The following is a 23,935-nucleotide window of genomic DNA, read 5'->3' as shown; positions in this document are numbered from 1 at the left end:
AAGTATGAGTTCATATAAGTATCTATTGAAAAATGTAGGGCTGTTCACGATCAGTGAATTTGCGTCCAAATTCATCACCTTTTTTATGCTGCCTCTGTATACATACTATTTGTCTACAGAAGAGTATGCGGTGATTGATCTGATTCAGGTGACCCAAAATCTAATTATCCCTGTGGTAACATTGTCGGTAGCGGATGCAGTTTTGCGGTTTGCTTTTGACCGAAACGAAAATACCGGCGAGGTTTTTTCCCTAGGTGTTTGGATTACGACAGTGGCCAGTGTATTGGTTGTGATTGGGTGCCTTGCGGGAAGCGATAATGAAATCGTTGGTCAGTATCTTTGGTGGATTGTCTGGTCCATGATTACGATGATGTTCAGTAATCTGCTTTCTAATTTTGCTCGTGCCATAGATAAGGTACAGGCGATTACGGTCAGTTCCATCATCACAACTGCAATTGTTGCCAGTGCGAATGTTCTGATGGTTGCCTACTTAAAAATGGGCGTAGCAGGATATCTGTGTGCATTGGTACTGGGGAATGCATTCAAATGCCTGTACCTGGCAGTTGCTTGTAGAACATGGAAGTATCTCCAATTTCGTTCACTTCGCAAGGATACATTGGTCCGCATGCTGAAATACAGCCTGCCGCTGATTCCGAACAGTATGTTCTGGTGGATCAATTCCAGTATCAACAAATATTTCCTGACCGGTCTCACCACATTGGCTCAGGTTGGTCTGTATTCTGCTGCCAGTAAGATTCCCGCAATGGGCAACACCATTGCCAATGTGTTCAATTCGGCGTGGCGTATGTCGGCAATCAAGGAAGTGGATTCAGAAGACAAAAACGGCTTCTTTGAAATGATCTATGAGCTTTACACGTTTACGCTGGCGGTCATTGTTCTGGGGATTACCGTGTTTGTAAAATTGTTGGCTCTGATCTTGTTCAGCAAGGATTTCTACGACGCATGGATCGTGGTTCCCTTCCTGATGTTGGGGTTTTATTTTGATTCTAACAATGCGTTTATCGGAAATCTGTTTGTTGGTGCAAAAATCACGAAGGTGTTGTTTACAACCACGGTAGTGGGGGCGATCGCCAATGTTGTGCTGAATGCGGCACTTATTCCGCCTTTTGGAATTGTTGGCGCAGCCATTGCTACCACGTTCAGCAATATGGTGATTTTTTTCGTGCGGAGAAAAAGGGCCAAAGAGTGGTTGCAATTCTCGCCTTCTCTGAAAAAGCAGGGGCCGGTTGTGGCTGTTATGGTAATTTTGGCACTTGCTGCTTTTTCCAATACAATTTGGCTGTACATCCTTTTCCCTTTTGCTATGGCGGTAGTATTGTTTATTTATCGTCAGCAGGTGGGATTCCTTTATCAGCAGGGCATGAAAATTCTCGGCAAAGTGAAGAAATAACCAAAAAAGGAGCACCCCGCGCGGGGTGCTCCTTTTTTCTATATCCCTCACAGCTTCTCCAGGAACGCTTCCAGCTGTTCCAGCTGGGCCTTCACCGAGGCCGGGCCGGTGCCGCCCTGGCTCGTGCGCCGCGCCACGCAGGCCGCAAGATCAATCGCCTGGTATACGTCCGCGTCGAACAGCTCGCTCAGGCCCTTGTATTCCTCCAGGCTCACATCCTCCAGCACCTTGCCCTCCGCGATGCATTTCGCCACCAGCTGGCCCGTCAGCTTATAGGCGCTGCGGAAGGGCATCCCCTTGCAGGTCAGGTAATCCGCCAGGTCGGTGGCGTTGATGAACCCCTTCTGTGCCGCCGCATACATGTTTGCCTTCAGCGGCTTCATGGTACGCACCATGGGCGCGAACACCTCCAGGCACTGGCTCACCGTGTCGATGGCGTCGAAGATGGCCTCCTTGTCCTCCTGCATGTCCTTGTTGTAGGCCAGCGGCAGACCCTTCAGCATGGTCAGTGTACCCATTAAATCGCCGTACACCCGGCCCGTCTTGCCGCGCACCAGCTCTGCCATGTCCGGGTTTTTCTTCTGGGGCATGATGCTGGAACCGGTGGTGAAGCCGTCATCCAGCTCCACGAACTTGAACTCCCAGCTGGACCAGAGGATGATCTCCTCCGAAAAACGGGAAAGATGCATCATCACAAGGGCCAGCGCGCTCAGGATCTCCACACAGAAGTCCCGGTCGGATACGCCGTCCATGCTGTTTTGACACACGCCGTCAAAGCCCAGCGCCGCGGCGGTCATGGCCCGGTCGGTGTCGTAGGTGGTGCCCGCCAGCGCACAGCAGCCCAGGGGACTGTAGTTCATGCGGGCCGATGCGTCCTGCAAACGATTGACATCCCGCTGCAGCATGGCCGCCCAAGCCAGCAGATGATGGGCAAAACACACCGGCTGCGCCCGCTGCAGATGGGTATAACCGGGCATAATGGCATCCTGGTTTGCCTTGGCCTGCTCGTAAATGGCCTCCAGCAGCTGTTTCAATTGGCCCTGCAGGGACGTGCAGGCGTCCCGCAGATAGAGCCGCAGGTCGGTGGCCACCTGGTCGTTCCGGCTGCGGGCGGTGTGCAGCCGCTTGCCCGCGTCGCCGATGCGCTTTGTCAATTCCGCTTCCACGAACATGTGGATGTCCTCGGCGGTGGGATCGATGGCCAATGCGCCGCTGTCCAGATCGGCCAGAATGCCCTCCAGACCGGCGGTGATGGCGGCAAGGTCCGCCCCGCTCAGAATGCCCTTCGCCGCCAGCATGGCCGCGTGGGCCAGCGAGCCGGTGATGTCCTGCCGGTACATGCGGCAGTCGATGTGGATGGACGAGTTGAAGTCGTCCGCGATCTTACTGGTGGCGGCCTGTGCCCGCCCTGCCCAAAGCTTTTCCATATCCGTTCCGGCCCGGCCAGCGCCGGGCGATCCCCCTTTTCCCACGGCCCTCTTTTTTAAGGCAACCCTGCACGCTTCACGGCGAACGTTTCGGGCGGCGCATTGCGCCAAAGGTTTCCGGCGCTGCGCCACCTGGAATCATGCGGTGCTGTCTCAATCTGCCGTTTTGTGATTATATTCAGAATATTAGCATAAATATTCTTAAAATGCAAGAACCGTGCAAAAATAAAGAATAAAAATTCGTTTAAGGAAGGACCGGGAAAGACCGGTGGGAAAGGAAAAGCGGCGCGGCGGATGCCGCGAAAGGCAGCCCGGCCGGAACAGGGCACAGGGGGTCCGGCGGGGCTGTTCACCGGCCGGGCCCCCGGTAGAAAAGGCTGATTTTCGGCGGGCGGGAGGAGCGATTGGCGCTGCGGAAAGAAGGGTGGAGCAGGTGGTGGGGGCGGCGGCAGGAAGAGAGAAAACGGGGGAAGGCAGCGAAAAAACAATGCCCCTGCTTTTGTGGATTTTTACCAAAAGCAAGGGCAAATTTTGTATGCGGGGCAAAATGTCAAACGATTGACATTTTGCCCCGCATCTTTTATCATGGGGGAGGAACGAGGGAATTTCAGGTGCTCTGACGCTGAATCAGCTGCACTGGGAAGACCCGGGCTTCCGGCTCACCGGCGCTTTCGCCCGCCACGATCCGCTCCACCGCCCAGCGGCAGATGTCCTCCACCGGCTGGTGGATGGTGGTCAGGGGCGGGGTGGTCAGACAGGCAAGGTCGGTGTCGTCGCAGCCCACCACCTTCATCTGGCCGGGCACGTCGATGCCCTGCTGGCTGCAATATTGCAGCACCTGGGCGGCGATGATGTCGTTGGACGAGAACACCCCGTCCACCTCCGGGTGGGTCTGGAACAGCTGGTGGATCAGCGGCTCGTAGCGCATGGCGATGAAGTCCCGTTCGCTGGCGTCAACCATCACCGGGACCTGGGCCCCCCGCTCGCGGCACACGTCGCAGAAGCCCACCCAGCGCTTGTTGGCGTCCATCTCGATGCCCGCGCTGCCGCTGATGTAGGCAAGCCGACGGCAGCCGCTGTCCAGCAGATGCTCGGCCGCCAGCCGTCCGCCGGCGTAGTTGTCGGCGCAGGCGCTGGGCACCGAATCCGACAGGGTGCGGTCGATGGTCACCAGGGGCAGGTTGTTCAGGTTCACATGCTGGTGCAGGTTCTGGGTGTGGCTGGCCAGAATGACCCCCGCCACCTTGTTGCTTTTCAGCATGTGGAAGTATTCGATCTCCTTGTTCACATCCAGGTCGGACACGCACAAAAGCAGCTTGTAGCCGTTGGCGCACACATGCCGTTCCACGCAGTCGATCACCGCGCCGAAGAAGAAGTTCTTCGCCGAGGGCACGATCAGCCCGATGAAGCTGCTCTTCTGCTTGATGAGCGACTGGGCCAGCTCGTTGGGGTGATAGTCCAGCTCCTCCATGGCCGCCATGATCTTGGCCCGGGTCTTTTCACTCACGTTGACCCGGTTGTTCAGCATCCGGGAAATGGTGGTCACCGTCACGCCGGACAGGCGTGCCACATCTTTTAAAGTTGCCATAGGACCGTTGCTCCTCTCGCCGCAAATCATTCTCTTTATTATCCCACAGCGGCGGGGGCGAAGTCAAACGGACCTTTGCAGATATCCAAGGCAATGCCGCACATTCTGCCTGACGGCTCAGGCGGTACTGCCCGGACAAGTTTTCATCCATTCCAAAGCGCAAAGGAGAACGTATTATGAACAACACGCTGCTGAATACGCTGAAGGCTGCCCGCGAGGGCCTGGCCGAACGGCTGGACGCCATGACCCTGCCCGCCGCGATCCCCCACGGCGACATGCCCGGCGACAAGGTGCTCATCACCGAGAGCCACGTGGCCAAGGCAAAGACCATCCTGCCCGTTCTGGTGGACAAGATGATCGCCGCTCTGGAGAATAAGCCCCTGCAGCGGTGCGTGCTCAGCGTGTGCGGCGGCTCCGGCGTGGGCAAGAGCGAGACCGCGTCCCTGCTGGGCTGGTACCTGGGCCAGCTGGGCGCGAAGAGCTATATCCTCTCCGGCGACAACTACCCCCACCGCATCCCCGAGTACAACGACGCCGAGCGTCTGCGCGTGTTCCGGGACTTCGGCCTGAAGGGCCTGGTGGCCTGTGGCCTGCACACCGCCGAAATTAGCGCCAAGCTCCACGAGCTGATGGAAGCGGACAAGGACGCCGACCCGGCTCTGTGCGGCGAGTACGGCTGGCTGAGCGTTTATCAGGCGGCGGGCCGCCGTGGCCTGAAGGGCTATCTGGGCACCCCGGGGGAGATCGACTTCGACCGGGTGAACGGCATCATCGCCCAGTTCCAGGCGGGCGCGGAGCACATCGCTTTGAAGCGGATGGGCCGCCGCCCCAGCGAGCTGTGGACCGAGACCGTGGACTTCTCCGCCACCAGCGTGCTGATCATCGAGTGGACCCACAGCAACAACGACAATCTGGCCGGGGTGGACCTGCCGGTGCTGCTGAACAGCACCCCCGCCGAGACCATGGCCCACCGCCGCGAGCGCAACCGGGACGGCAAGGTGGACAGCCCCTTCACCACCATGGTGCTGGAGATCGAGCAGGGCCTGCTGGCCTCTCAGGCCCACAAGGCGGCGGTGATTCTGTCCAAGAGCGGCGAGCTGCTCAGCTACGCCGACTACCAGGCTCTGATGGCCAACGCCTGAGCGGCGCAAGAGAGAAAGGGGAACAGAGCAATGGAAAACAAAACGGCACTTTCCGCCGGTGTGATGCTGAACGCCTACCCGGACAGCATGGGCGGCACTTTGGCCGACATCGTGGCCCTGCTGGGCCGCGGCGAGATGAAGGGCGCCTTCGACGCCTTTTACATCCTGCCCAGTATTTTCAACACCGATCTGGACCGGGGCTTCTCGGTGATCGACTACAACCTGAACGAGTGCTACGCCGGTCAGGCCGATCTGGACGCGCTGCGCAAGCTGGGCATCGATTTGAAATTCGACCTGATTCTGAACCACGCTTCGGTGCTGTCGCCCCAGTTCCAGGACCTTTTGAAAAACGGCGAGAACTCCCGCTATAAGGACTTCTTCATCAACTGGAACAAATTCTGGGCCGGCCACGGCCAGATGACCCAGGAGGGCTACATCCAGCCGGATGCCGAGCTGATAAAGGACATGTTCTTCCGCAAGCCCGGCCTGCCCATTCTGATGGTGCGCATGCCGGACGGCAGCGAGGTGCCCTACTGGAACACCTTCTATCAGGAGGTGCGCTACCGCAAGGTGGACGCCAGCGAGCTGGTGGAGAGCATGGGCATCCAGTATCAGGCGGCCAGCCGCATTGCGGACCTGGTGAACGCCGCGCTGGAGCGGGGCGAAAAGCCCGCCGCCATGGACTTCGGCGCATTCCAGACCCACAAGGCCGCGGTGGTGGACCATCTGGAGAGCCGCCGCAGCTATCTGGGCCAGATGGACCTGAACGTGGCTTCTCCGCTGGTGTGGGAGTTCTACGACGAGACCCTGCACAAGCTGGCGGATTACGGCGCGAAGATCATCCGTCTGGATGCCTTCGCCTATGCCCCCAAGACCCCCGGCGCGAAGAACTTCCTCAACGAGCCGGACACCTGGCAGATGCTGCAGCGGGTGGGCGGCATTGCCGAGAAATATGGCCTGAGCATCCTGCCCGAGATCCACGCCAGCTACGGGGAGAAGACCCACGAGAAGCTGTGCGAGGCGGGCTGCATGACCTACGACTTCTTCCTGCCCGGCCTGATTCTGGACGCCTTTGAGCATAAGAACTTTGAATATCTGGTGCGCTGGATCGACGACATTCAGAAAAAGGGCATGCGTGTGGTGAACATGCTGGGCTGCCACGACGGCATCCCCCTGCTGGATTTGAAGGGCCTGCTGCCCGAGGAGCGCATCCTGGCCATGGTGGAGACCCTGAAGGGCCGTGGCGGTCTTGTAAAGGACCTGCACGGCGCGAAGAACATGTACTACCAGGTGAACTGCACCTACTACAGTGCCCTGGGCGAAAGCGACCGGAAGATGCTGATGGCCCGTGCCCTGCAGCTGTTCATGCCCGGCAAGCCCCAGGTGTGGTACCTGGACCTGTTCGCGGGCAAAAACGATCTGGAGGCGGTGCGCCGCGGCGGCGGCGCGGGTCACAAGGAGATCAACCGCACCAACCTGAGCCTGGAGGATGCGGTGGAGAAGCTGGAGCAGCCGGTAGTCCGCCGCCAGCTGGAGCTGCTGCGCCTGCGCAACAGCTGCCCCGCCTTCGGCTGGGACGCCAAGCTCACCGTGGAGAACCCGGCTCCCGCCCAGCTGACCCTGCGCTGGGAGAAGGAGGGCCACACCGCCGCGCTGACCATGGACCTTGCCGCCGAGCGCTTTGCCATTGAGGTGGGCGAGAACGGCAAGACCGAGGTGGTCTTCCAGGAGGGCTGAGCCGCCCGAAGCGCAATCTTTTGACAATTCCTCATTTCTGCAATCATAAAAGGCCCGGGGCCGCGTGGTGTTCTGCCACGCGGCCCCGGGCCTTCTTTTCTAATGGGATGGATTTTCGGGGAAGAGGGGCGATCAGCAGCCGGAGCCCTGATCGATCATGATGCGCAGGATCTCGCTGTCGGTCTCGCGCATGCCGTCGGCGGCCATGCGGCCGATGCTGGCAATGGTCTTTTCCACGTTTTCCTTCACCAGACCTTCGCCCGCGCCGAAGGTGTTGCCGTCCAGCGACATCTCGTGGCCCAGAATGGCCGCGTCCACCGAGGTGGCGATCTTGGCGGCGCAGCTGCCCTTGGCGCCGTCGCACACGATGCCGGAGGCGTTGGCCAGGGTGTTGGTGATGGTGCGGCTGATGGCGTCGTAGTCGCCGCCGTGCAGGTAGGTGATGCCCGCGCCGCTGCCGCAGGCCGCGCACACCGCACCGCAGAAGGCGCTCAGACGGCCGATGCCGCGCTTTTGCAGCAGGGCGGTCAGGTTGCTCAGCACCAGCGCCCGGTACAGGGTCTCCTCGGTGGCGGCCAGGTACTTGGCGTACACGATGATGGGCACCGAGCAGGTGATGCCCTGGTTGCCGCTGCCGGAGTTGATGACCACCGGCAGCACGCAGCCGCCCATGCGGGCGTCGCTGCCCGCGGCGGCCAGCGCACGGGCGCGCACCCGCACGTCGCCGCCGTAGTGGCGCATCAGAGTGGCGCCCACCCGGCCGCCGTAGGCGTGGGTCATGCCCTCCTGGGCGATGCGGGTGTTGTATTCGATCTGCCGCTTGATGATGGGGCGGATGTCGTCCAGCTCAACGGTGTTGGCAAATTCCAGAATATCCGCCAGGTTCAGTGCGTCCAGATCGCCGTCGTCCTCGTCGGCCACCTCTTCCACTTCCTTGTAGAACAGGCGCTCGCTGTCCCGCTCGATGCGCACCACATTGGTGTGCTCGTCCCGAATTTCGGCCAGGGCGGTGTGGCTGTCGCCGGTGATCTCCACGATGATGTGCAGGCGGGAGGGGGTGTCCAGCAGCTCCACGGTGCAAACGCCCTGGGCCAGCATCTGGCGGGTGGCCTCCAGGTCGGCGGGGCCAACCTTGCTCAGCACCTCCAGGCCCAGCGAGGCGTTGCCCGCCAGCGCGCCCAGCACGGCGCTGGTGTCGATGCCGCGCATGTTGCCGGTGGTGGGCACGATCACGCCCTTGGCGTTCTTGATGATGTTGCCGCTGCATTTGACCAGAAGGCGGCGGGGCTCCTCGCCCAGCACCTCGCGGGCCTTGGCGGCAGCCAGCGCGATGGCGATGGGCTCGGTGCAGCCCAGCGCGGGCACCAGCTCGCGGGTGAGGATTCGAACATAGGTATCGTAAACAGTACGGTCCAGCATTTTGTCTTGCGCTCCTTTTTATCGAGTGATCTGCATGCCGCAGGCGGCGCAGGTGTTGCCGCCCTTGTCCGCCCGGCCGGCCAGATCGGTGCGGCGGGCATTGTAGAAGGCATACCCGCCGGAAAGATCATACACCTTTGCGCCCTTCTGCGCAAGGATGCGGGCGGCCACATAGCCCCGCAGGCCCACCTGGCAGGTCACATACACCGGCCGGGTCAGGTCGATCTCCTCCAGCCGCTGGCGCAGCTGGTTCAGCGGAATGTTCACAAAGCCCGGAATCTCGCCCAGCTCAGCCAGTTCCTCCGGGTTGCGCACGTCCAGCTTCACAGCGTCCTCCGGCAGGCTGTCCACGTCCTCGGCGTAGAACAGCTCCACATTGCCCTCCAGCAGGTTCTGGGCCACGAAGCCCGCCATGTTCACCGGGTCCTTCGCGCTGGAGAAGGGGGGCGCGTAGGCCAGCTCCATCTCCTCCAGGTCGTACACGGTCATGCCGAAGCGGATGGCGATGGCCAGCGCGTCGATGCGCTTGTCCACCCCTTCGCCGCCCACGATCTGAGCGCCCAGCACCCGGCCCTCGGGGCTGTAGAGCAGCTTGACGAACATCTGGGTGCCGCCCGGGTAGTAGCCCGCGTGGCTGGCGGATACGGTGTAGCTCTTGCGGAAGGCGGTGCCCGCGGCACGCAGGCTCTCTTCCTTTTCACCGGCGGCGGCCACGGTCATGTCGAAGAACTTCATCACCGAGGTGCCGATGCTGCCCTTGTAGGCGGCTTTCTTGCCGCAGATCACGTCCGCCACGATGCGGGCCTGCTTGTTGGCGGGGCCTGCCAGGGGAATCACCTGCCGCGCGCCGCTCACCAGGTTGGTCACGGTGGCCGCGTCGCCCAAAGCGTAGATGTCCGGCACGCTGGTGCGCAGCTGCTCGTCCACCAGAATTTCGCCCCGCGCGCCCAGCTCCACGCCGCTGCCCGCCAGGAAGGCGGTCTCGGGCCGCACGCCGATGGACAGGATCACCATGTCGGCGGGAACGGCCTCGCCGCTTTCCAGCAGCACGGCGTTCTCGGTGAAGCCCGCGCACTTTTTGCCCAGATACAGCCCCATGCCCGCGGCGCGGATGCGGTTGTGTACCAGGTGGGCCATGTCGCCGTCCAGCGGGGCCATCACGTGGTCCGCACCCTCGATCACCGACACGGCGATGCCCCGGTCGGCCAGGTTCTCGGCCATTTCCAGGCCGATGAAGCCCGCGCCGATCACGGCGGCGGTGCGGGGCTTGGCGGCGGCGATGTGGTCGTAGATGGCGTAGGTGTCCGGAATGTTGCGCAGGGTGAACACGTGGTTTTTCTCGATGCCGTCAAAGGGCGGGCGGATGGGCGAAGCGCCCGGCGAGAGCACCAGCGCGTCGTAGTTTTCGGTGTAGGTCTCGCCGGTGGCGTGGTTTTTCACGGTCACGGTCTTTTCGGCGCTGTTCACCGAAAGGACCTCATTGTTCACCCGCACATCCACGTTGAAGCGGGCGTGGAAGGCCTCGGGGGTTTGCAGCTGCAGCGCCTCCCGCTCGGTGATGGCTCCGCCGATGTAGTAGGGCAGGCCGCAGTTGGCAAACGAGATGTACTCGCCCTTTTCAAACAGGATGATCTGGGCGTTTTCGTCGTTGCGGCGCAGCCGGGCAGCGGTGCCGGCGCCGCCGGCCACACCGCCCACGATCAGAATTTTCATGGAACGTTCCCTGCCTTTCGGAAAAAATGGGATTTGGGGCGGCGCTGCCTGCGATCAGGCGGCGCCGCCCTGGAAAACAAACGGTTTGGGTCAGGGGGAATTGGGTCTTGGGAATGGGAAAAGGGAAATTTACAGGTAATGGGGGGTGTTGGGGGTGAGCACCTCGCAGCCGTCCTCGGTGATGAGCACCATGTCCTCGATGTTGAAGCCCTGCACCCCGCCGATGTAGCAGGGCACCTCCATGGCCAGCACCATGCCCGCTTCCAGCGGCCGGGTGGTGGTGGGGTTGATGTAGGGGGCTTCGGCGGTGGCGGGGCCCATGCTGATGCTGTGGCCCTGGTGGCCGCGGCGGTAGCTGGGATACATCTCCTTCACGTAGTCGTAGGCGATGTGGTACAGCTCGTTGATGGGCAGGCCGGGCTTGGCGGCGGCGATCATCCGCCGCTGGGCCTCATACAGCCGGTCCTTCAGCTTGTACAGCGCCGGGTCCGCGCCCTCCATCACCCAGGCGCGGGAGGTGTCGGTGGTGTAGAAGTCGAACTCGGCGTTCACGCCCGCGTCGAACTTCACCACGTCGCCTTTTTGAATCACCGCGTCGCCGGGAATGGTCAGGCGGCTGCCGCTCTCGCCGGTGGAGAACATGGACCAGGCGCTGGGCGCGGCCACGCCGGTGGCGATCACGGTGCGGCGGAACTCGTTCACCAGCTCCCGCTCGCTCACGCCGGGGCGGGCGATGCGGCTCACTGCGGTGAAGCCCTCGTCCGCCGCGCGGCAGAGGGTGCGGAACATCTCGATCTCTTCGGGGGTCTTCACGCTGCGGGCGTAGACGAACAGCTCGGAGATGTTTTCGAACTTTGCCTCCGGGAACATGCCGCACAGATTATTGTAATAGCCCACGGGCAGATAGTCCAGCTCAACGCCCAGCTTTTTGTCCGCCAGGTCCATCTCCCGCACCATTTTGGCCAGGATGTCCGAGGAGCTTTCCATCACCGCGGGGGCGGGCACAACGGCCCCGTGTGCAATCTCGTCCCAGGTTTTCACGCCCACCCAGGTGTCGTATTTGCGCACGATGAAGCGGCCCGCGCTTTTGATCTCGAAGGTGGGCACCTCAAAGTCCATGGTGGTCAGCTGGGTGGGCACATCCTCCCGGGCGCTGACCACCGCGATGGAAAAGCCCGCCTGGCGGGACACGGTGTGCTGATGGCCGGCGAAGCCGGTCACATAATGGAAGTTTTCCGGCGAGGAGACGATGGCGCCGTCCAGGCCTTTTTCACGCAGAAGCTCCTTGATTCGGTTTTCTTTGGGAAGCATGGAACAATCCTCCTTTGAGTGATGGATGTAACGGAAAAGGGCCGCGCGCGCAGCGGCGCGCGCGGCTCCTTACAAAACCGGCAGACGGGATCAGGCGGGGTAGAACATGGGAGAGCCGGGTCCCAGAGGCAGGCCCAGAACGTACCAGATGATGAACAGCGCGATCCAGCCCAGCAGGAAGCCCAGAGAGTAGGGCAGCATGGTGGAAACAACGGTGCCGATGCCGGCCTTCTTGTCGTACTTCTGGAAGAAGGCCACGGTCAGTACGAAGAAGGGCATGGTGGGGGCGATGATGTTGGTGCAGGAGTCGCCGATGCGGTAGGCCGCCTGAGTCAGCTCAGGAGACATGCCCAGACGCATGAACATGGGAACGAACACGGGAGCCATGATGGCCCACTTGGCGCTGTCCACCGCGATGAACAGGTTGATGATGGCGGTGAGCAGGATCAGCGCGATGATCAGCGGCAGACCCACGAAGCCCACGCTCTCCAGGAAGTTGGCGCCCGCAACGGACAGGATGGTGCCCAGGTTGGAGTAGGTGAAGAAGTTGGTGAACTGAGCCGCGAAGAAGATCAGTACCATGAAGCCGGACAGGCCGGAGATGCCCTTGGTCATCAGGTCCACAACGTCCTTGTCGTTGTGGATGGTGCCCGCGCCCACACCGAAGGCGATGCCGGGGATGAGGAACAGAAGCATCATGATGAAGATGATGCCGCTCATGAAGGGGCTGGACAGGAAACCGCCGGTAGCGCTGCGCAGCAGGCCGTTGGTGGGAACCACGGCGATCAGGATCAGGGCGATGTAGATGAGGGCGGCGATGCCGGCGAACTTCAGGCCGCGCTTCTCGGCAGCGGTCAGGTCGTTGCTCTCGCACTCGATGGCGCCCTCGTATTTGCCCAGGCGGGGCTCAACGATCTTGTCGGTCACGAAGGTGCCGATGGCGGTGATCACGAAGGTGGAGGCGAACATGAAGAACCAGTTGCACAGGGGCGATACCACGTAGTTGGGGTCCAGCATGTTGGCCGCCTGGGTGGACATGCCCGCGAACATGGGGTCGTTGGTGCCGATCAGCAGGTTGGCGCTCCAGCCGCCGGACACACCGGCGAAGGCAGCGGCCAGGCCCGCGATGGGATGACGGCCGAAGGCCATGAACAGAATCGCGCCCAGGGGAACCAGCACCACGTAGCCGGTGGAGGAGGCGATGTTGGACATGATGCCCAGGAACACCACCATGGCGGTGACCAGGCTGCGGGGGGCGGAGGTGGCCGCCTTGCGCAGCAGAGCGGACAGCATGCCCGAACCGTCGGCCACGCTCACGCCCAGGATGATGGTGAACACGGTGCCCAGAGCGAAGAACGAGGTGAAGTTGGTGACCATCTTGGTGATCAGGTCACGGATGGATTCCACCGAGAGCAGGTTCACCGCGGAAACGGTGGTCTCAACGATGGCGTTGCCGTTGGCGGTGTCGATGGTCTCGTAGGTGACCGACACGCCGAGCTTGGCGCAGATGGCCGAGATGATCATGACCGCGATGGTCAGGATCAGGAAGATGGTAGCCGGGCTGGGCAGGGCGTTGCCCGCACGTTCGATGCTGTCCAGCGCACGAACGATCAGGCTTTTCTTTTGCAGGGAATTGCTTTTTGCCATGGGGATTCCTCCTTATAAATGGTTACTCTCTCCGGCGGCAGTGCCGCCTTATCACACTCTCCTCCGCTGTGAAGAGTTTGATCCGCAGTTGGGGAGGCCGGGTCAGCGGCCCATGTGCTTGTCCACGGCGGCCTTCAGCTGAGCCATGGCCTTTTCCACCGTGCACAGGGGGCAGGCGATGTTCATGCGCATGTAGCCCTCGCCCTCGGTCTTGCCGAAGCCCCGGCCGTCGTTGAGGGCCAGGTGCGACTCGTTCACCATGAAGGCGGGCAGCGCATCGCCCGCAAGGCCCAGACCCTTGCAGTTGAGCCACAGCAGATAGGTGCATTCCGGCCGGTGCAGGGTGATTTCCGGGATGTTCTCCTTCAGGTAGTTCTCCACGTAGGTCACGTTGCGCTCCAGATGGGCCAGCAGCTGCTCCAGCCATTCCTCGCCGTGACGGAAGGCGGCCTCCACCGCCACCAGGCTGAAGGAGTTGTTGCGGTGCACGTCCATGGATTTCCAGAAGGCCTGGTAGGTGTCCCGCAGCTTTTCGTTGGGGAACATCAGGGTGGCCGCCTGCAGGCCCGCCAGATTGAAGGTCTTGGTGGCGGAGGTGCAGGTGATGGTATTGGCGGCGATCTCCTCGCTCACGGTGGCCATGGGGATGTGCTTGTGGCCGAAGAGCATCAGATCGCTGTGAATCTCGTCGCTGATGATCAGGGTGCCGTACTGCACGCACAATTCGCCCATCCGGCGCAGCTCCTCGGCAGTCCAGACGCGGCCCACCGGGTTGTGGGGGTTGCACAGGATGAACAGGGGCGGGCGGCGCTTGAGCGCCTCCTCAAAGGCCTCGAAGTCCATGGAGTAGTAGCCGTTTTCCTCCTTCAGGGGAACGGTCAGGCACTTGCGGCCCCAGTTTTCCACCGAATCGAAGAACTCGCCGTAAACGGGGGTGGTGAACAGAATCTCGTCGCCGGGCTTGGAGAATTCCCGCACAAAGGTGCACAGCGCCGGCACCACGCCCAGGGTGTACAGGCACAGCGCCGGGTCCGGCTTCCAGCCGTTGCGCTTTTCCTGCCACTGGCAAACCGCTTCAAAATAGGAGTCCGGGCGGCTGGTGTAGCCGAAAATGCCCTGCCGGTTGCGCGCGTCGATGGCGTCCAGAATGGGCTGGGCGGTCATCAGATCCATGTCGGCGATCCACATGGGGATCAGGTCCCTGCGGCCGAAGCGGGCCTCCATCTCGTCGTACTTGGCGGCGAAATTGTTCCACCGGTCGATGGGGCGGTCGAAATCGTATTTCATAGCGTCGTCTCCTTTTGCGTGGGCTCTGGGCGGTGTGCCGCCCGGTTGCTGTTGCTTATGTTATAGCAAGAATCGGGCCAAAAGAGGTAATTTTTTTGACAACAGGCAAAAATTGGCGTTCCCGACAAATAGAACAAGTTCTGATTGTCGGAAACGCCGAAAAAATCCGCAGAATTTGGAAGCGATTTTTGACCATTTTGGACAAGAAAACCCCGTTTGTGCGGAAATTGGTCTATAAAAGGTGATGAATTGGATGAAATATCAACCTATTAACAACCTAAAACTGAGGATTTCGGGTCAGCTCGGCCAGCAGCTCCAGACCCTGGGGGGTGATGCAGGTACCCGCCCGGCCCTTCTGGATGCTCACCAGGCCCAGCTGCTCCAGCTGGGCGGCCATGGTGCGGATGTTCTGCTGGCTCAAAGTCAGGCCCGCAGCGGCGGCCCGGGCCTCCAGCGCCTGGCGGCCCAGCGAGCGGCTGGCGGCCAGCTGCTGCAGCAAAAACAGGTAGCTTTGCAGCCGGTCTCCGGCCAGGCGGCGCAGCTCGGCGGCCTGGGCAGGCTCGGCGGCGGGCGCGTGGGGCGCGGCGGCCAGCAGGGTCACCGGCAGGTCCTCCGGCTCGATGAGGGGCTTTTCCAGGTAGGCCAGGTATTCCACGCAGTTGCGCAGCTCCCGCACGTTGCCCTCCCAGGGGTGGCGCAGCAGCAGCTGGGCCGCCGCGGGCGAAAGCTCGAACCGGGCGCCGATGCCCTCCTGGATGCGGCGCAGAAGCAGCAGCACGTCGCCGCCCCGCTGGCGCAGCGGGGGCAGCTGCAGGGGCAGCACGCTCAGCCGGTAGAACAGGTCCCGCCGGAACCGGCCGCTGTGTACCTCCTCGTTCAGGTCCACGTTGGAGGCCGCGATGATGCGCACGTCCACATGGATCACGTCCACGCCGCCCAGCCGCACGATCTCCTTTTCCTGCAAGACACGCAGCAGCTTCACCTGCAGCATGGGGCTCATGGCCTCGATCTCGTCCAGAAACAAAGTGCCGCTGCGGGCGGCCTCGAAGAAGCCGATGTGCCCGCCCTTTTTGGCGCCTGTGAAGGCGCCCTCCTCGTAGCCGAACAGCTGGCTTTCCAGCAGAGCGTCCGGAATGGCGGCGCAGTTGATGGCCACAAAGGGTTCGTTTGCCCGGGGGCTGGCCGCGTGGATGGCGTGGGCGAACAGCTCCTTGCCGGTGCCGCTCTCGCCGCTGATCAGGATGGAGGCGTTGCTGGCGGCCATCCGGCGGGCCAGCTGGCGGGCGGCCACCATGCAGGGGCTGTCGCCGATGATGCTGTCGAAGGTGTATTTGGTCACGTGGCCCTTGCCCAGGATCTGGCGGCGGATCTTCTGCTGGCGGCGCTCCTCGTCCCGGAAACGCTGGAGCACGCAGAAGGTTGTGGGGCTGCCGCCGCCCCGGTAAAAGGAGTGAATGCTCACCGACACCGGGTTTCCGTGAATCTCCACCAGGCGGCTGTGGATGGCCTTCTGGGCGGAAAGGCTTTCGGCAAAGGGCAGAAAGGGCAGCGCCTGCTGGGCCCGCCGCTCCAGCAGCTGCCGGGCGGGCAGGCCCAGGATGTCCTCGGCCTTGGGGCTGCAGGCAAAGATCATGCCCTCGCCGTCCACGCCGATGAGCCCGGCGTCCAGCGCCTGCTCGAACAGCTCGAACAGGCTTTCCATCTGCACCGAGCGCTGGAGCATCTGCTCGATGCCGTAGGACTGCTCGGCCAGCGAGGCCAGGTATTCCTTGAAGGCGGGGCCGTCCAGCGCGGATTCGCATTTCAGCTGATGGGCCAACTCCAGAAAGGTGCTGCCGCTCAGCAGCCGGGGCCCCAGGTCGATCACCTCGGTGGCCCATTCCGGCACGAACCGCCGCTCGCCGGTGGTGATGGCCAGCGGCACATGGGGCGGCTCCGGCGCGCCGGGGTAATAGGGGAGGAACTGGATGTTGGTCACGCCCAGCTGGTTCAGGGTGGCAATGGTCTCGGTGGCCATGGACTGGTTCAGGTTCACCAGCAGCGCCCGGGTGCTGCGGGGGATGGCCAGCAGCCGTTCCAGCCCCTGCCGGGTCACCCGCACCTCGCTGAGCACCACCGGTCCCCGGCTGGGCAGCAGCTGGCCGATGTCCCGGTCGGCAAAGGCGCAGGTGGAGACCAGATACACGTCCGCCGGTTCGATCACCGGGTCCGGCTGCAGCTGGGTGCTGTAGCACCGGGTGTTGACCTGGTCGCCGAAGAATTCCCGCACCTGACTGGCATACAGCCGGGCGGAGGCTGCGTCCCAGGTGATGATGGCGAGTTGTTTGGCCATAAAAACACCTCATTTCAACCTGTTCAACCTATTTTTCTGAGCTTATTATGGCATGGGGCGGGGGCGCTGTCAAGAAAAGCGGCCCGGCGGGCGGGTCCGGCCCGGGCGAAGCGGCGCTGGCACGGAATTTGCTGCAAAAATAACAGAAGTATTTTGCCGGAAAGGGGCGTTTATACAAATGTTTGAAATGAAGCAGTTTTATGAGCAGGCGGCCGCCATGGCCGATACCCTGCGGGCCGACCGCCGCGCGCTGCACGGTATGCCGGAGCTGGGGATGGAGCTGCCCCGCACCACCGCCTATGTGGAGAGCCGCCTGCGGGAAATGGGGATCGAGCCCACCCGGCTGGGCGGCGGTATCACCGCCTGCATCGGCCCGGAAAAAGGCCCGGTGTTCCTTTTGCGCGGGGATATGGACGCGCTGAAGATGCAGGAGGCCAGCGGCCTGGAATTTGCGGCGCAGGGCGAGTGCGCCCACACCTGTGGCCACGACCTGCACACCGCCATGCTGCTGGGCGCGGCGGCGCTGTTAAAGCAGCGGGAAAACGAGCTGCCCGGCCGGGTGAAGCTGATGTTCCAGCCCTCGGAGGAAAATCTGAAGGGCGCAGCGGCCATGGTGCAGGCGGGCGTGCTGCAAAACCCGCCGGTGGACGCGGCCCTGGCGCTGCATGTGTTCCCCGGCCCCATGCACGTGGGGACCCTGGCCTGGCGGCAGGGCCCGGCGCTGGCCTCGTCGGACAGCTTTTCCATTCTGGTGCGGGGCAAGGCGGGTCACGGCGCCATTCCCCAGAACGCGGTGGACCCGCTGACCATCGCGGCCCACATCCTGCTGGCCCTGCAGGAGGTGAACGCCCGGGAGGTGGACCCCCAGGACCCGCTGGTGCTCACGGTGTGCACCATCCACGGGGGCGAGCTGCACAATTCCATTCCGGAAACGGTGGAGATGAAGGGCAGCATCCGGGCCTTCTCCAACCACAACCGGGCCCACGCCCGCAAGCGGCTGGTGGAAATCTGCGAGGGAACCGCGGCTTTGTTCCGGGGCAGCTGTGAGGTGGAGTTCCTGGCGGGCGTGGCCTCGCTGCACAACCAGCCCCAGCTGGCCGCCGAGCTGGCGGGCTACGCGGGCCAAATTGCCGAAAAGATGGAGGAGCTGCCCCGCCAGATGGGCAGCGAGGACTTTGCCGAGGTGAGCCAGCAGGTACCCGCGGTGTTCATGGGCATCGGCGCGGGCGGCCCGGAGGAGATCTATAACCGGGCGGGCAGCCACCACCCGGCGGTGGTCTTCAATGAAGAGGTGCTCCCCCTGGGCGCGGCGGTGCTGGCAGGCTGCGCCGCCAACTGGCTGGCGGCCCACGCGGAATAAAGGAAACACACAAAGGCCCCCGGCGGTGCTTGTGCTGTCCTACATCTTCCAGAACCCGAACCCGGTGTTCGTGGTGGTGTATCTGGCGGTGATGATCGGCTTCGCGGTGCATCGGGTGCTCAGCGGCAACCCGGGGCTGAACCGGCGGTTCCAGGCCATCATCGCGGCCTCCATCGCTTTGAGCGGCGTGTTCGTGCTGGCCTATTTCGTCTGCGCGGTGGTGGGCGAAAACATTTTTAATCCTCAGTACACTATCCCGCTGGCGGGCATGCTCATCGGCAACACCATGACCGGCATCTCGCTGGGCATCAAGACCTTCCGGGAGAGCCTGCAGGGCCAGAAGGCCCGGGTGGAGGCGCTGCTCTGCTTCGGCGCGTCGCCCCGTGCGATTTTGCAGCCGCTGGCAAAGCAGGCGCTGGAAACCGCCCTGCTGCCCACTTTGAACTCCATGGTGGGCATGGGCATCGTGTCGCTGCCCGGCATGATGACCGGCCAGATTTTGTCCGGCACCATGCCCACCACGGCCATTCTGTATCAGATCGCGGTGATGATCGCCATCTGCACCGTGGTCACCGCGGCCAGCTTCGGCTCGCTGTTTCTGGGCATGCACACCCTGTATGACCCAAAAACCAAATATTGTGACGGTTTTATACAATTAGTAAAAAAGCCTGGGCGGTTTCAAACCGTCCAGGCTTTTTGTTGTGTATCAAATTATTCCACCCAGATGCTGCCGGAGATATCGGTGGCGCCCTCGTTCACCAGCTGCAGGTCCACCTGACCGGCGGCGCAGCCGTCCAGCGGGATGGCCACCGGCTGGGTTTCGGCCCGGGAAAGGTCGATGCTCTCCACCAGCTGGCCGTCCTGGCTGATGTTCAGCAGCAGGGGGCCGCCGGTGCATTCCGCGTTGGCCATCAGGGTGCGGGCGTCCGGGTCATCCAGCGTGAAGGTGGAGTCCATATGGTAGCCGTTGCTGGATTTGCTTAGGCTAAAATTCCACACGCCCTCGCTGTGGTTTTCGGCGCTCACCAGTGCCCAGCCGCTGTTCACGGTGAAGGAAGCGCCCCGGATGGGCACCGAGGCGGAGCCCGTTACCTGGGAGCCGCCGCCGGCGTTCATGGCAAAGGCAAAGAGGGCCACGAACATGAACACCACGCTCAGCAGCGACACCGCCCCGGTGGCGATGGCTCCCTTCAAAAAGCCGTTCATCTTGCGGCGGGGCAGCGGCTGGTCGTACTGGCTGTTGGCCGCGCCGCAGTGTTCACAGTATTGGGCGGTGTGGGGAATGGGCTGCTGGCAGCTCTGGCAGGGCAGCATGGTCTGCTTGCGGCCAAAGGCCAGATAGAGGATGAGCGCGATGATGGGGCTGGCAAAAATACAGATCAGCACCCAGAGCACCGGGTCCTGGCCGTGGAGCTTTGCGTCCCGATACAGCCAGATGGCCAGCAGTACCAGAAAAGCAAGGCTGGATGCCATGCAGAGGAAAATCATCAGAAAAAATACAATGGGAAGAGCGGTTGCGGTCATTTAAAACCCCTCCTTTTTGCGGGTCCGTTTGGGCAGATAGATGGTAGTGGCTTGGCGCAGGTCCGCCATGCGCAGGCTGATGAAGGTGAGCGCCACGCCGCCCACCGCCAGCCAGGCAAGGGCAAAAGAGGCCAGATGGGCCCACAGCGGCATGATGGGCAGCGCGAAGATCACCGCGGGCACCCCGCAGACGATGAAGTTGGCCACCATGGGCAGCCACCAGAGCGACACCGCCCGGGTATCGGGCGCGGCGTCCAGCTGCTCCTGCCGCTGCCACAGTTTGGCTTTCAGGGCCGCGTCCAGCTCCGGCGCGGGGCCGGGGGCGGGGGTGTGCAGCTGGGCCTGCAGGGCCTTGTCCAGATCAAAGTGTTCCATAGCCTTGGGCCTCCATTTCCTTTTTCAGCAGTTGCCGGGCCTTGTGCAGCCGGCTTTTGATGGTGCCCACCGGGGCCTTTTCCATGCGGGCGATCTCCTCAAGATTCCAGTCGAAGCCGTAGGCCAGCGTGATGGGGATTCGCAGCTTCGCGGGCAGCCGGTCCACCGCCGCCAGCAGGGCCGCGCTCTGTGCCCGGTCCTGGGCAGTCCTGGCCGGGTCGTCCGGCGCGGGCGGCTCGGGAGCGTTTTCGCCGTCCAGCTCCACCGGCCTTGCAATGGCCAGCCGCCGCCCGGCCTTGCGCTGTTCGTTTTTGAAGATGCCGCCTGCCAGGCTGAACAGCAGCGCCCGGGGATTGCTGCGCTCGTCCAGGGTGAGGGTCAGCTCCAGGCATTTCAAAAAGGTCTGCTGATACAGATCCTCCGCCTGCTGGGTCCGGCCGGTGAGCCGGTGGCAGTAGCGGTAGATCTCCGGCCCGAAGCGGTCCACCAGGCGGGCTACCTCCTCCGCGTGCATCGCGTCCTCTCCTTTCTCTTGGGGCAATACCGCCCGCTTTACGGTGCGGCGCTGCCTTGCAAAATGCCATGGCGCCGGGGGGCGTTTTGTTCATCCCCCCTGCATCCTGTGATCGTCGCCAGGCGGGCGGCGGTTCATGGTTTTCTGAAAAAATTTCAAAAACAACAAAAAAGCGCGTCCCTCTTTTGCAAGGGGAACGCGCCGGGGATATTTTACGGTTCAGCCCCGCAAAAAGTTTGCCATGGCGGGGTAGAGCTTGTCGCTGTGGATCACGTAGCTGCCGTGGGTCTCGCCGGGCAGAATCAGCAGCTTTGCCCCCGGAATGGACCGGGCGATGCGCCGGGTCTGGTTCTCGTCGATCAGGTCCTTTTCGCCTGCCAGCACCAGCGTGGGGGCGGTGATGCCGGTGAGCTGCCAGCCCGCCAGATGGGGCTGGGTGAGCATCAGGTCCAGCTTGGGGTCCGGGGAGATGCGGTTCTGTACCCGCATCAGGGTGCGCCAGGGCTGCTTGATGCCCGCGGGGGTCATGTTGGCTCCGGCCACCACCAGCCTGCCGGGCAGGTCGGGCCAGCGCAGCGCCACCAGCAGCGCCACCACGCCGCCGTCCGAAAAGCCCACCAGCGCGGGCTTTTCCAGCCCCTGCTGCCGGATGAAGGCGGCCACGTCCTCGGCCATCTCCCGGTAGGTGAGAGTGGGCACCGGGTCGCTCTTGCCGTGGGAGCGGCTGTCCAGCGCGTAAACGGTGTAGGACCGGGCCAGGTCCTTCATGGCCACGTCGAAGATGGTGTGGTCCTCGCCGTTGCCGTGCAGCAAGATCACCGGGCGGCCGCTGCCCTCCTTATGATAAAAAAGCTTTAAGCCGTTCACGATGGCATACATGGGGCATCGCTCCTTTGCATTAGGATTCCGTGGTGTTTTTTCTTATTATACCATCGGCTGATGCAGGAAAAAGCAATAAATTGTTAAGGCTGGGGCGAAAATGCTCACAGCTCCTCTTTCAGCTCGGTCATGTTCACCCAGTACCGCTTGGGGCAAAGGCTCCGGCGCAGGGCCGGATTCTCCCGGGCAGCGATGGCGATGGTCTTGTAAAACCGCTTCCACAGCTCCTGATAGGCCGCTTCTTCGCAGGAAATTTCCGGGAAGGGGGGAGCCTCATCTAGCTGGGCGTAGCTGGCCTTGCCCTTCTGCCACAAAAGAGCTGCGCCGTGGGTTGCGTCGTAGAGGATGAAATCCTCGCTTGGCAGCCGCTGGCAGAAGTGCAGCCGCAGCAGGGGCAGTACATAGTGCTTGGGGGTGATGGTGCCGCCCAGAAAGTCGCCGTAGTCCTGAAAGCGCACAAAGCCGGTGAGCAGGTGCGCCTCGCCGCACACCGCCTTTTCCAGCGCCAGCACCGGGGCCACGTCCTTGTGACCCGCCATGAACATCACGCCCGGACCCACCCGGTAGCCCAGCCGCAGAAACCGCAGAATCAGCAGCTCCTTCTCCTCGCTGCCGGAAAGAAAGGCGTGGGCCACGCAGCTGCGCGCCCCCTTGCCCAGCTTTTTGGGCAGGCTGGCGTCCACCCGGCGGGCCTTTTGCGGGTCGGTCTCGATGAGCTTTTCCGGGAAGAGGGTGGCCATAGGGCTGGAATGGGGCAGGATGGCAAAGGGAATTTCGTGGGCGTATACGCTCTCGAACACGCAGCAGAGAAAGCCCTCAAAGCTGCCGTCGTACCGGTAGACTACATCCGCTTCTCGATCCATGTGACCGCCTCCTCCTTTGCCGCTTCAATGCCCGGCCTGCCCGCGGTGAGCATGGGGGCAAACTCCGGGGCGAACAGGCTCAATTGCTGGGCCCCGGCGGCGAACACGCCGGAATCCACCAGCGCCGCCGCGATGCTCCGGCGGCCAAAGCCCGCCGCGCCGGAAAAGCCCTTGCAGCAGATGAAATACTGGGCCCGCTTGAGCACCACGCCCATCCGGCGCAGCTCCTCCAGGCCCAGCGATCCCTGACGGCGGGCCTGCACAATGCGCCGGACGCTTTTCGGCCCGATGCCCGGCACCCGCAGCAGCATGGTTTTGTCCGCCCGGTTCACGTCCACCGGGAACTGGTCCAGATGCTGGATGGCCCAGTTGCATTTGGGGTCCAGGAATGGGTCGAAGTTGGGGCTGGCATCGTCCAGAATTTCGTCCGCCGAAAAGTCGTAAAAGCGCAGCAGCCAGTCCGCCTGATAGAGCCGGTGCTCCCGCAACAGGGGCGGGGGCGTGTTCAGCGCGGGCAGGCGGCTGTCCTGGGCCACCGGGATATAGGCGGAGTAGAACACCCGCTTGAGCTGGTATTTCTGGTAAAGGCCCTCGGTGAGCTTCAGAATCTGCCGGTCGGTCTCCGGGGTGGCGCCCACGATCATCTGGGTGCTCTGCCCGGCGGGGGCGAATTTCGGCGCGGACCGGTAGACTGTCAGCTCCTGGCGGTTTTCGTCCCGGACGCGGGCGATCTGGCTCATGGGGGCCAGGATGGCGGACTTTTTCTTGTCCGGAGCCAGGCGGCCCAGACTGGCGGCGCTGGGCAGCTCGATGTTCACGCTCAGCCGGTCCGCCAGCAGGCCCAGCCGGTGGATCAGCGCCGGGTCCGCCCCGGGAATGGCCTTGGCGTGGATGTAGCCCCGGAAGTGATATTCGTTCCGCAGCAGTTCCAGCGCCTTGATCATCAGCTCGGTGGTGTGGTCGGGACTGATGAGCACCGCGCTGGACAGAAACAGCCCCTCGATATAGTTGCGCCGGTAGAACTGGATGGTCAGCTCCGCCAGCTCCCGGGGGGTGAAGGCGGCCCGGGGCAGGTCGTTGGAGCGGCGGTTCACGCAGTAGGCGCAGTCGTAGGCGCACACATTGGTGAGCAGCACTTTCAACAGGCTCACGCAGCGGCCGTCCGCCGAGAAGGTGTGGCAGCAGCCGGGGGCCACCGCGCTGCCGATGCTCCCGGCCGCGCCGCCCCGGTCCACACCACTGGAGGTGCAGGCCACATCGTATTTGGCACTGTCCGCCAGGATGGTGAGTTTTTCCATCAGGTCCATGCCCGGACCCCTCCTTTCTCTGGTTGGATTTTAAGGAATGGGAGTGTTCACAAAAGCGAAGAAAGAAGCAAAAACAAAGCAAAAAAGAGAGTGAAACCG

19 protein-coding genes are annotated in these 23,935 nt (G+C 62.6%); 5 read left to right on the top strand and 14 right to left on the bottom strand.

Translation table 11 applies throughout. From position 1 onward, the window contains the following. Positions 1-4 precede the first annotated feature (4 nt). The gene (locus tag B5G03_RS00295; RefSeq protein ID WP_087179837.1) at positions 5-1,411 is read left to right on the top strand and encodes a flippase; all 1,407 of its coding nucleotides are present in this window, start codon (positions 5-7) and stop codon (positions 1,409-1,411) included. Between the two features lie 47 nt (positions 1,412-1,458). Here B5G03_RS00295 and argH read toward each other — a convergent pair whose 3' ends face one another. Then, positions 1,459-2,838 carry an argininosuccinate lyase gene (argH, locus tag B5G03_RS00290; RefSeq protein ID WP_087179836.1) on the bottom strand — a complete coding sequence of 460 codons (1,380 nt, stop codon included), beginning with the start codon at positions 2,836-2,838 and terminating at the stop codon, positions 1,459-1,461. Between the two features lie 607 nt (positions 2,839-3,445). Then, positions 3,446-4,426, bottom strand: coding sequence for a LacI family DNA-binding transcriptional regulator (locus B5G03_RS00280; protein ID WP_162613293.1), 981 nt, complete (start codon positions 4,424-4,426; stop codon positions 3,446-3,448). A gap of 176 nt (positions 4,427-4,602) precedes the next feature. On the opposite strand from B5G03_RS00280, the gene B5G03_RS00275 reads away from it, so the two are divergent. Continuing rightward, positions 4,603-5,568, top strand: coding sequence for a nucleoside/nucleotide kinase family protein (locus tag B5G03_RS00275; protein WP_242962230.1), 966 nt, complete (start codon positions 4,603-4,605; stop codon positions 5,566-5,568). Positions 5,569-5,598: 30 nt separating this feature from the next. Beyond that, positions 5,599-7,305 (top strand): alpha-amylase family protein, encoded by a 1,707-nt coding sequence (locus B5G03_RS00270; protein WP_087179833.1) that lies wholly within the window; start codon positions 5,599-5,601, stop codon positions 7,303-7,305. A 132-nt stretch (positions 7,306-7,437) separates the two neighbouring features. On the opposite strand, the gene B5G03_RS00265 is transcribed toward B5G03_RS00270, so the two are convergent. The 6 genes from B5G03_RS00265 to B5G03_RS00240 form a co-directional block, all read right to left on the bottom strand. Beyond that, on the bottom strand, positions 7,438-8,724 hold the full coding sequence (locus B5G03_RS00265; RefSeq protein ID WP_206423583.1) for an L-cysteine desulfidase family protein: 1,287 nt from the start codon (positions 8,722-8,724) through the stop codon (positions 7,438-7,440). 18 nt (positions 8,725-8,742) lie between these two features. Continuing rightward, the gene (locus B5G03_RS00260) at positions 8,743-10,437 is read right to left on the bottom strand and encodes an FAD-dependent oxidoreductase (RefSeq protein WP_087179832.1); all 1,695 of its coding nucleotides are present in this window, start codon (positions 10,435-10,437) and stop codon (positions 8,743-8,745) included. A 129-nt stretch (positions 10,438-10,566) separates the two neighbouring features. Continuing rightward, positions 10,567-11,748, bottom strand: coding sequence for a M24 family metallopeptidase (locus tag B5G03_RS00255; protein WP_087179831.1), 1,182 nt, complete (start codon positions 11,746-11,748; stop codon positions 10,567-10,569). 90 nt (positions 11,749-11,838) lie between these two features. Next, positions 11,839-13,395 (bottom strand): AbgT family transporter, encoded by a 1,557-nt coding sequence (locus tag B5G03_RS00250; RefSeq protein WP_087179830.1) that lies wholly within the window; start codon positions 13,393-13,395, stop codon positions 11,839-11,841. Positions 13,396-13,497: 102 nt separating this feature from the next. Next, a complete protein-coding gene (locus B5G03_RS00245) occupies positions 13,498-14,682 on the bottom strand; it encodes a MalY/PatB family protein (protein ID WP_087179829.1) in 1,185 nt (394 codons plus the stop codon). 277 nt (positions 14,683-14,959) lie between these two features. Beyond that, a complete protein-coding gene (locus B5G03_RS00240; protein WP_087179828.1) occupies positions 14,960-17,014 on the bottom strand; it encodes a sigma-54 interaction domain-containing protein in 2,055 nt (684 codons plus the stop codon). Positions 17,015-17,192: 178 nt separating this feature from the next. Here B5G03_RS00240 and B5G03_RS00235 point away from each other — a divergent pair, with 178 nt between their 5' ends. Next, the gene (locus tag B5G03_RS00235; RefSeq protein ID WP_162613292.1) at positions 17,193-18,374 is read left to right on the top strand and encodes a M20 metallopeptidase family protein; all 1,182 of its coding nucleotides are present in this window, start codon (positions 17,193-17,195) and stop codon (positions 18,372-18,374) included. A gap of 31 nt (positions 18,375-18,405) precedes the next feature. Next, positions 18,406-19,152, top strand: coding sequence for an ABC transporter permease (locus tag B5G03_RS00230; RefSeq protein ID WP_206423582.1), 747 nt, complete (start codon positions 18,406-18,408; stop codon positions 19,150-19,152). Here the strand turns inward: B5G03_RS00230 and B5G03_RS00225 are convergent. The 6 genes from B5G03_RS00225 to B5G03_RS00200 all read right to left on the bottom strand — a co-directional run bounded on the left by B5G03_RS00225 (position 19,086) and on the right by B5G03_RS00200 (position 23,836). Further along, positions 19,086-19,898, bottom strand: coding sequence for a zinc ribbon domain-containing protein (locus tag B5G03_RS00225; protein WP_087179825.1), 813 nt, complete (start codon positions 19,896-19,898; stop codon positions 19,086-19,088). The genes B5G03_RS00230 and B5G03_RS00225 overlap by 67 nt on opposite strands. Then, positions 19,899-20,273 carry a hypothetical protein gene (locus B5G03_RS00220; RefSeq protein ID WP_087179824.1) on the bottom strand — a complete coding sequence of 125 codons (375 nt, stop codon included), beginning with the start codon at positions 20,271-20,273 and terminating at the stop codon, positions 19,899-19,901. Next, the gene (locus tag B5G03_RS00215; protein ID WP_087179823.1) at positions 20,260-20,787 is read right to left on the bottom strand and encodes an RNA polymerase sigma factor; all 528 of its coding nucleotides are present in this window, start codon (positions 20,785-20,787) and stop codon (positions 20,260-20,262) included. Before B5G03_RS00215 ends, B5G03_RS00220 begins: the two co-directional genes overlap by 14 nt. 219 nt (positions 20,788-21,006) lie before the next feature. Then, positions 21,007-21,666, bottom strand: a complete 660-nt coding sequence (locus B5G03_RS00210) for an alpha/beta fold hydrolase (protein WP_087179822.1) — start codon at positions 21,664-21,666, stop codon at positions 21,007-21,009. A 104-nt stretch (positions 21,667-21,770) separates the two neighbouring features. Then, positions 21,771-22,529: a TIGR03915 family putative DNA repair protein gene (locus B5G03_RS00205; protein ID WP_087179821.1), complete on the bottom strand. Its 759-nt coding sequence runs from the start codon at positions 22,527-22,529 to the stop codon at positions 21,771-21,773. After that, a complete protein-coding gene (locus B5G03_RS00200; protein ID WP_087179820.1) occupies positions 22,508-23,836 on the bottom strand; it encodes a putative DNA modification/repair radical SAM protein in 1,329 nt (442 codons plus the stop codon). The genes B5G03_RS00205 and B5G03_RS00200 overlap by 22 nt, the downstream gene beginning before the upstream one ends. Positions 23,837-23,935 lie beyond the last annotated feature (99 nt).

This window comes from Gemmiger sp. An50, from assembly GCF_002161595.1.
Classification (GTDB): Bacteria; Bacillota; Clostridia; order Oscillospirales; family Ruminococcaceae; genus Allofournierella.
This window is presented reverse-complemented; position numbering and strand designations above follow the sequence as displayed.

Coding starts and splice junctions, on each gene's coding strand:
- B5G03_RS00295 (WP_087179837.1), top strand. CDS start 5: ATGAGTTCATATAAGTATCTATTGAAAAATGTAGGGCTGTTCACGATC.
- argH (WP_087179836.1), bottom strand. CDS start 2,838: ATGGAAAAGCTTTGGGCAGGGCGGGCACAGGCCGCCACCAGTAAGATC.
- B5G03_RS00280 (WP_162613293.1), bottom strand. CDS start 4,426: ATGGCAACTTTAAAAGATGTGGCACGCCTGTCCGGCGTGACGGTGACC.
- B5G03_RS00275 (WP_242962230.1), top strand. CDS start 4,603: ATGAACAACACGCTGCTGAATACGCTGAAGGCTGCCCGCGAGGGCCTG.
- B5G03_RS00270 (WP_087179833.1), top strand. CDS start 5,599: ATGGAAAACAAAACGGCACTTTCCGCCGGTGTGATGCTGAACGCCTAC.
- B5G03_RS00265 (WP_206423583.1), bottom strand. CDS start 8,724: ATGCTGGACCGTACTGTTTACGATACCTATGTTCGAATCCTCACCCGC.
- B5G03_RS00260 (WP_087179832.1), bottom strand. CDS start 10,437: ATGAAAATTCTGATCGTGGGCGGTGTGGCCGGCGGCGCCGGCACCGCT.
- B5G03_RS00255 (WP_087179831.1), bottom strand. CDS start 11,748: ATGCTTCCCAAAGAAAACCGAATCAAGGAGCTTCTGCGTGAAAAAGGC.
- B5G03_RS00250 (WP_087179830.1), bottom strand. CDS start 13,395: ATGGCAAAAAGCAATTCCCTGCAAAAGAAAAGCCTGATCGTTCGTGCG.
- B5G03_RS00245 (WP_087179829.1), bottom strand. CDS start 14,682: ATGAAATACGATTTCGACCGCCCCATCGACCGGTGGAACAATTTCGCC.
- B5G03_RS00240 (WP_087179828.1), bottom strand. CDS start 17,014: ATGGCCAAACAACTCGCCATCATCACCTGGGACGCAGCCTCCGCCCGG.
- B5G03_RS00235 (WP_162613292.1), top strand. CDS start 17,193: ATGTTTGAAATGAAGCAGTTTTATGAGCAGGCGGCCGCCATGGCCGAT.
- B5G03_RS00225 (WP_087179825.1), bottom strand. CDS start 19,898: ATGACCGCAACCGCTCTTCCCATTGTATTTTTTCTGATGATTTTCCTC.
- B5G03_RS00220 (WP_087179824.1), bottom strand. CDS start 20,273: ATGGAACACTTTGATCTGGACAAGGCCCTGCAGGCCCAGCTGCACACC.
- B5G03_RS00215 (WP_087179823.1), bottom strand. CDS start 20,787: ATGCACGCGGAGGAGGTAGCCCGCCTGGTGGACCGCTTCGGGCCGGAG.
- B5G03_RS00210 (WP_087179822.1), bottom strand. CDS start 21,666: ATGTATGCCATCGTGAACGGCTTAAAGCTTTTTTATCATAAGGAGGGC.
- B5G03_RS00205 (WP_087179821.1), bottom strand. CDS start 22,529: ATGGATCGAGAAGCGGATGTAGTCTACCGGTACGACGGCAGCTTTGAG.
- B5G03_RS00200 (WP_087179820.1), bottom strand. CDS start 23,836: ATGGACCTGATGGAAAAACTCACCATCCTGGCGGACAGTGCCAAATAC.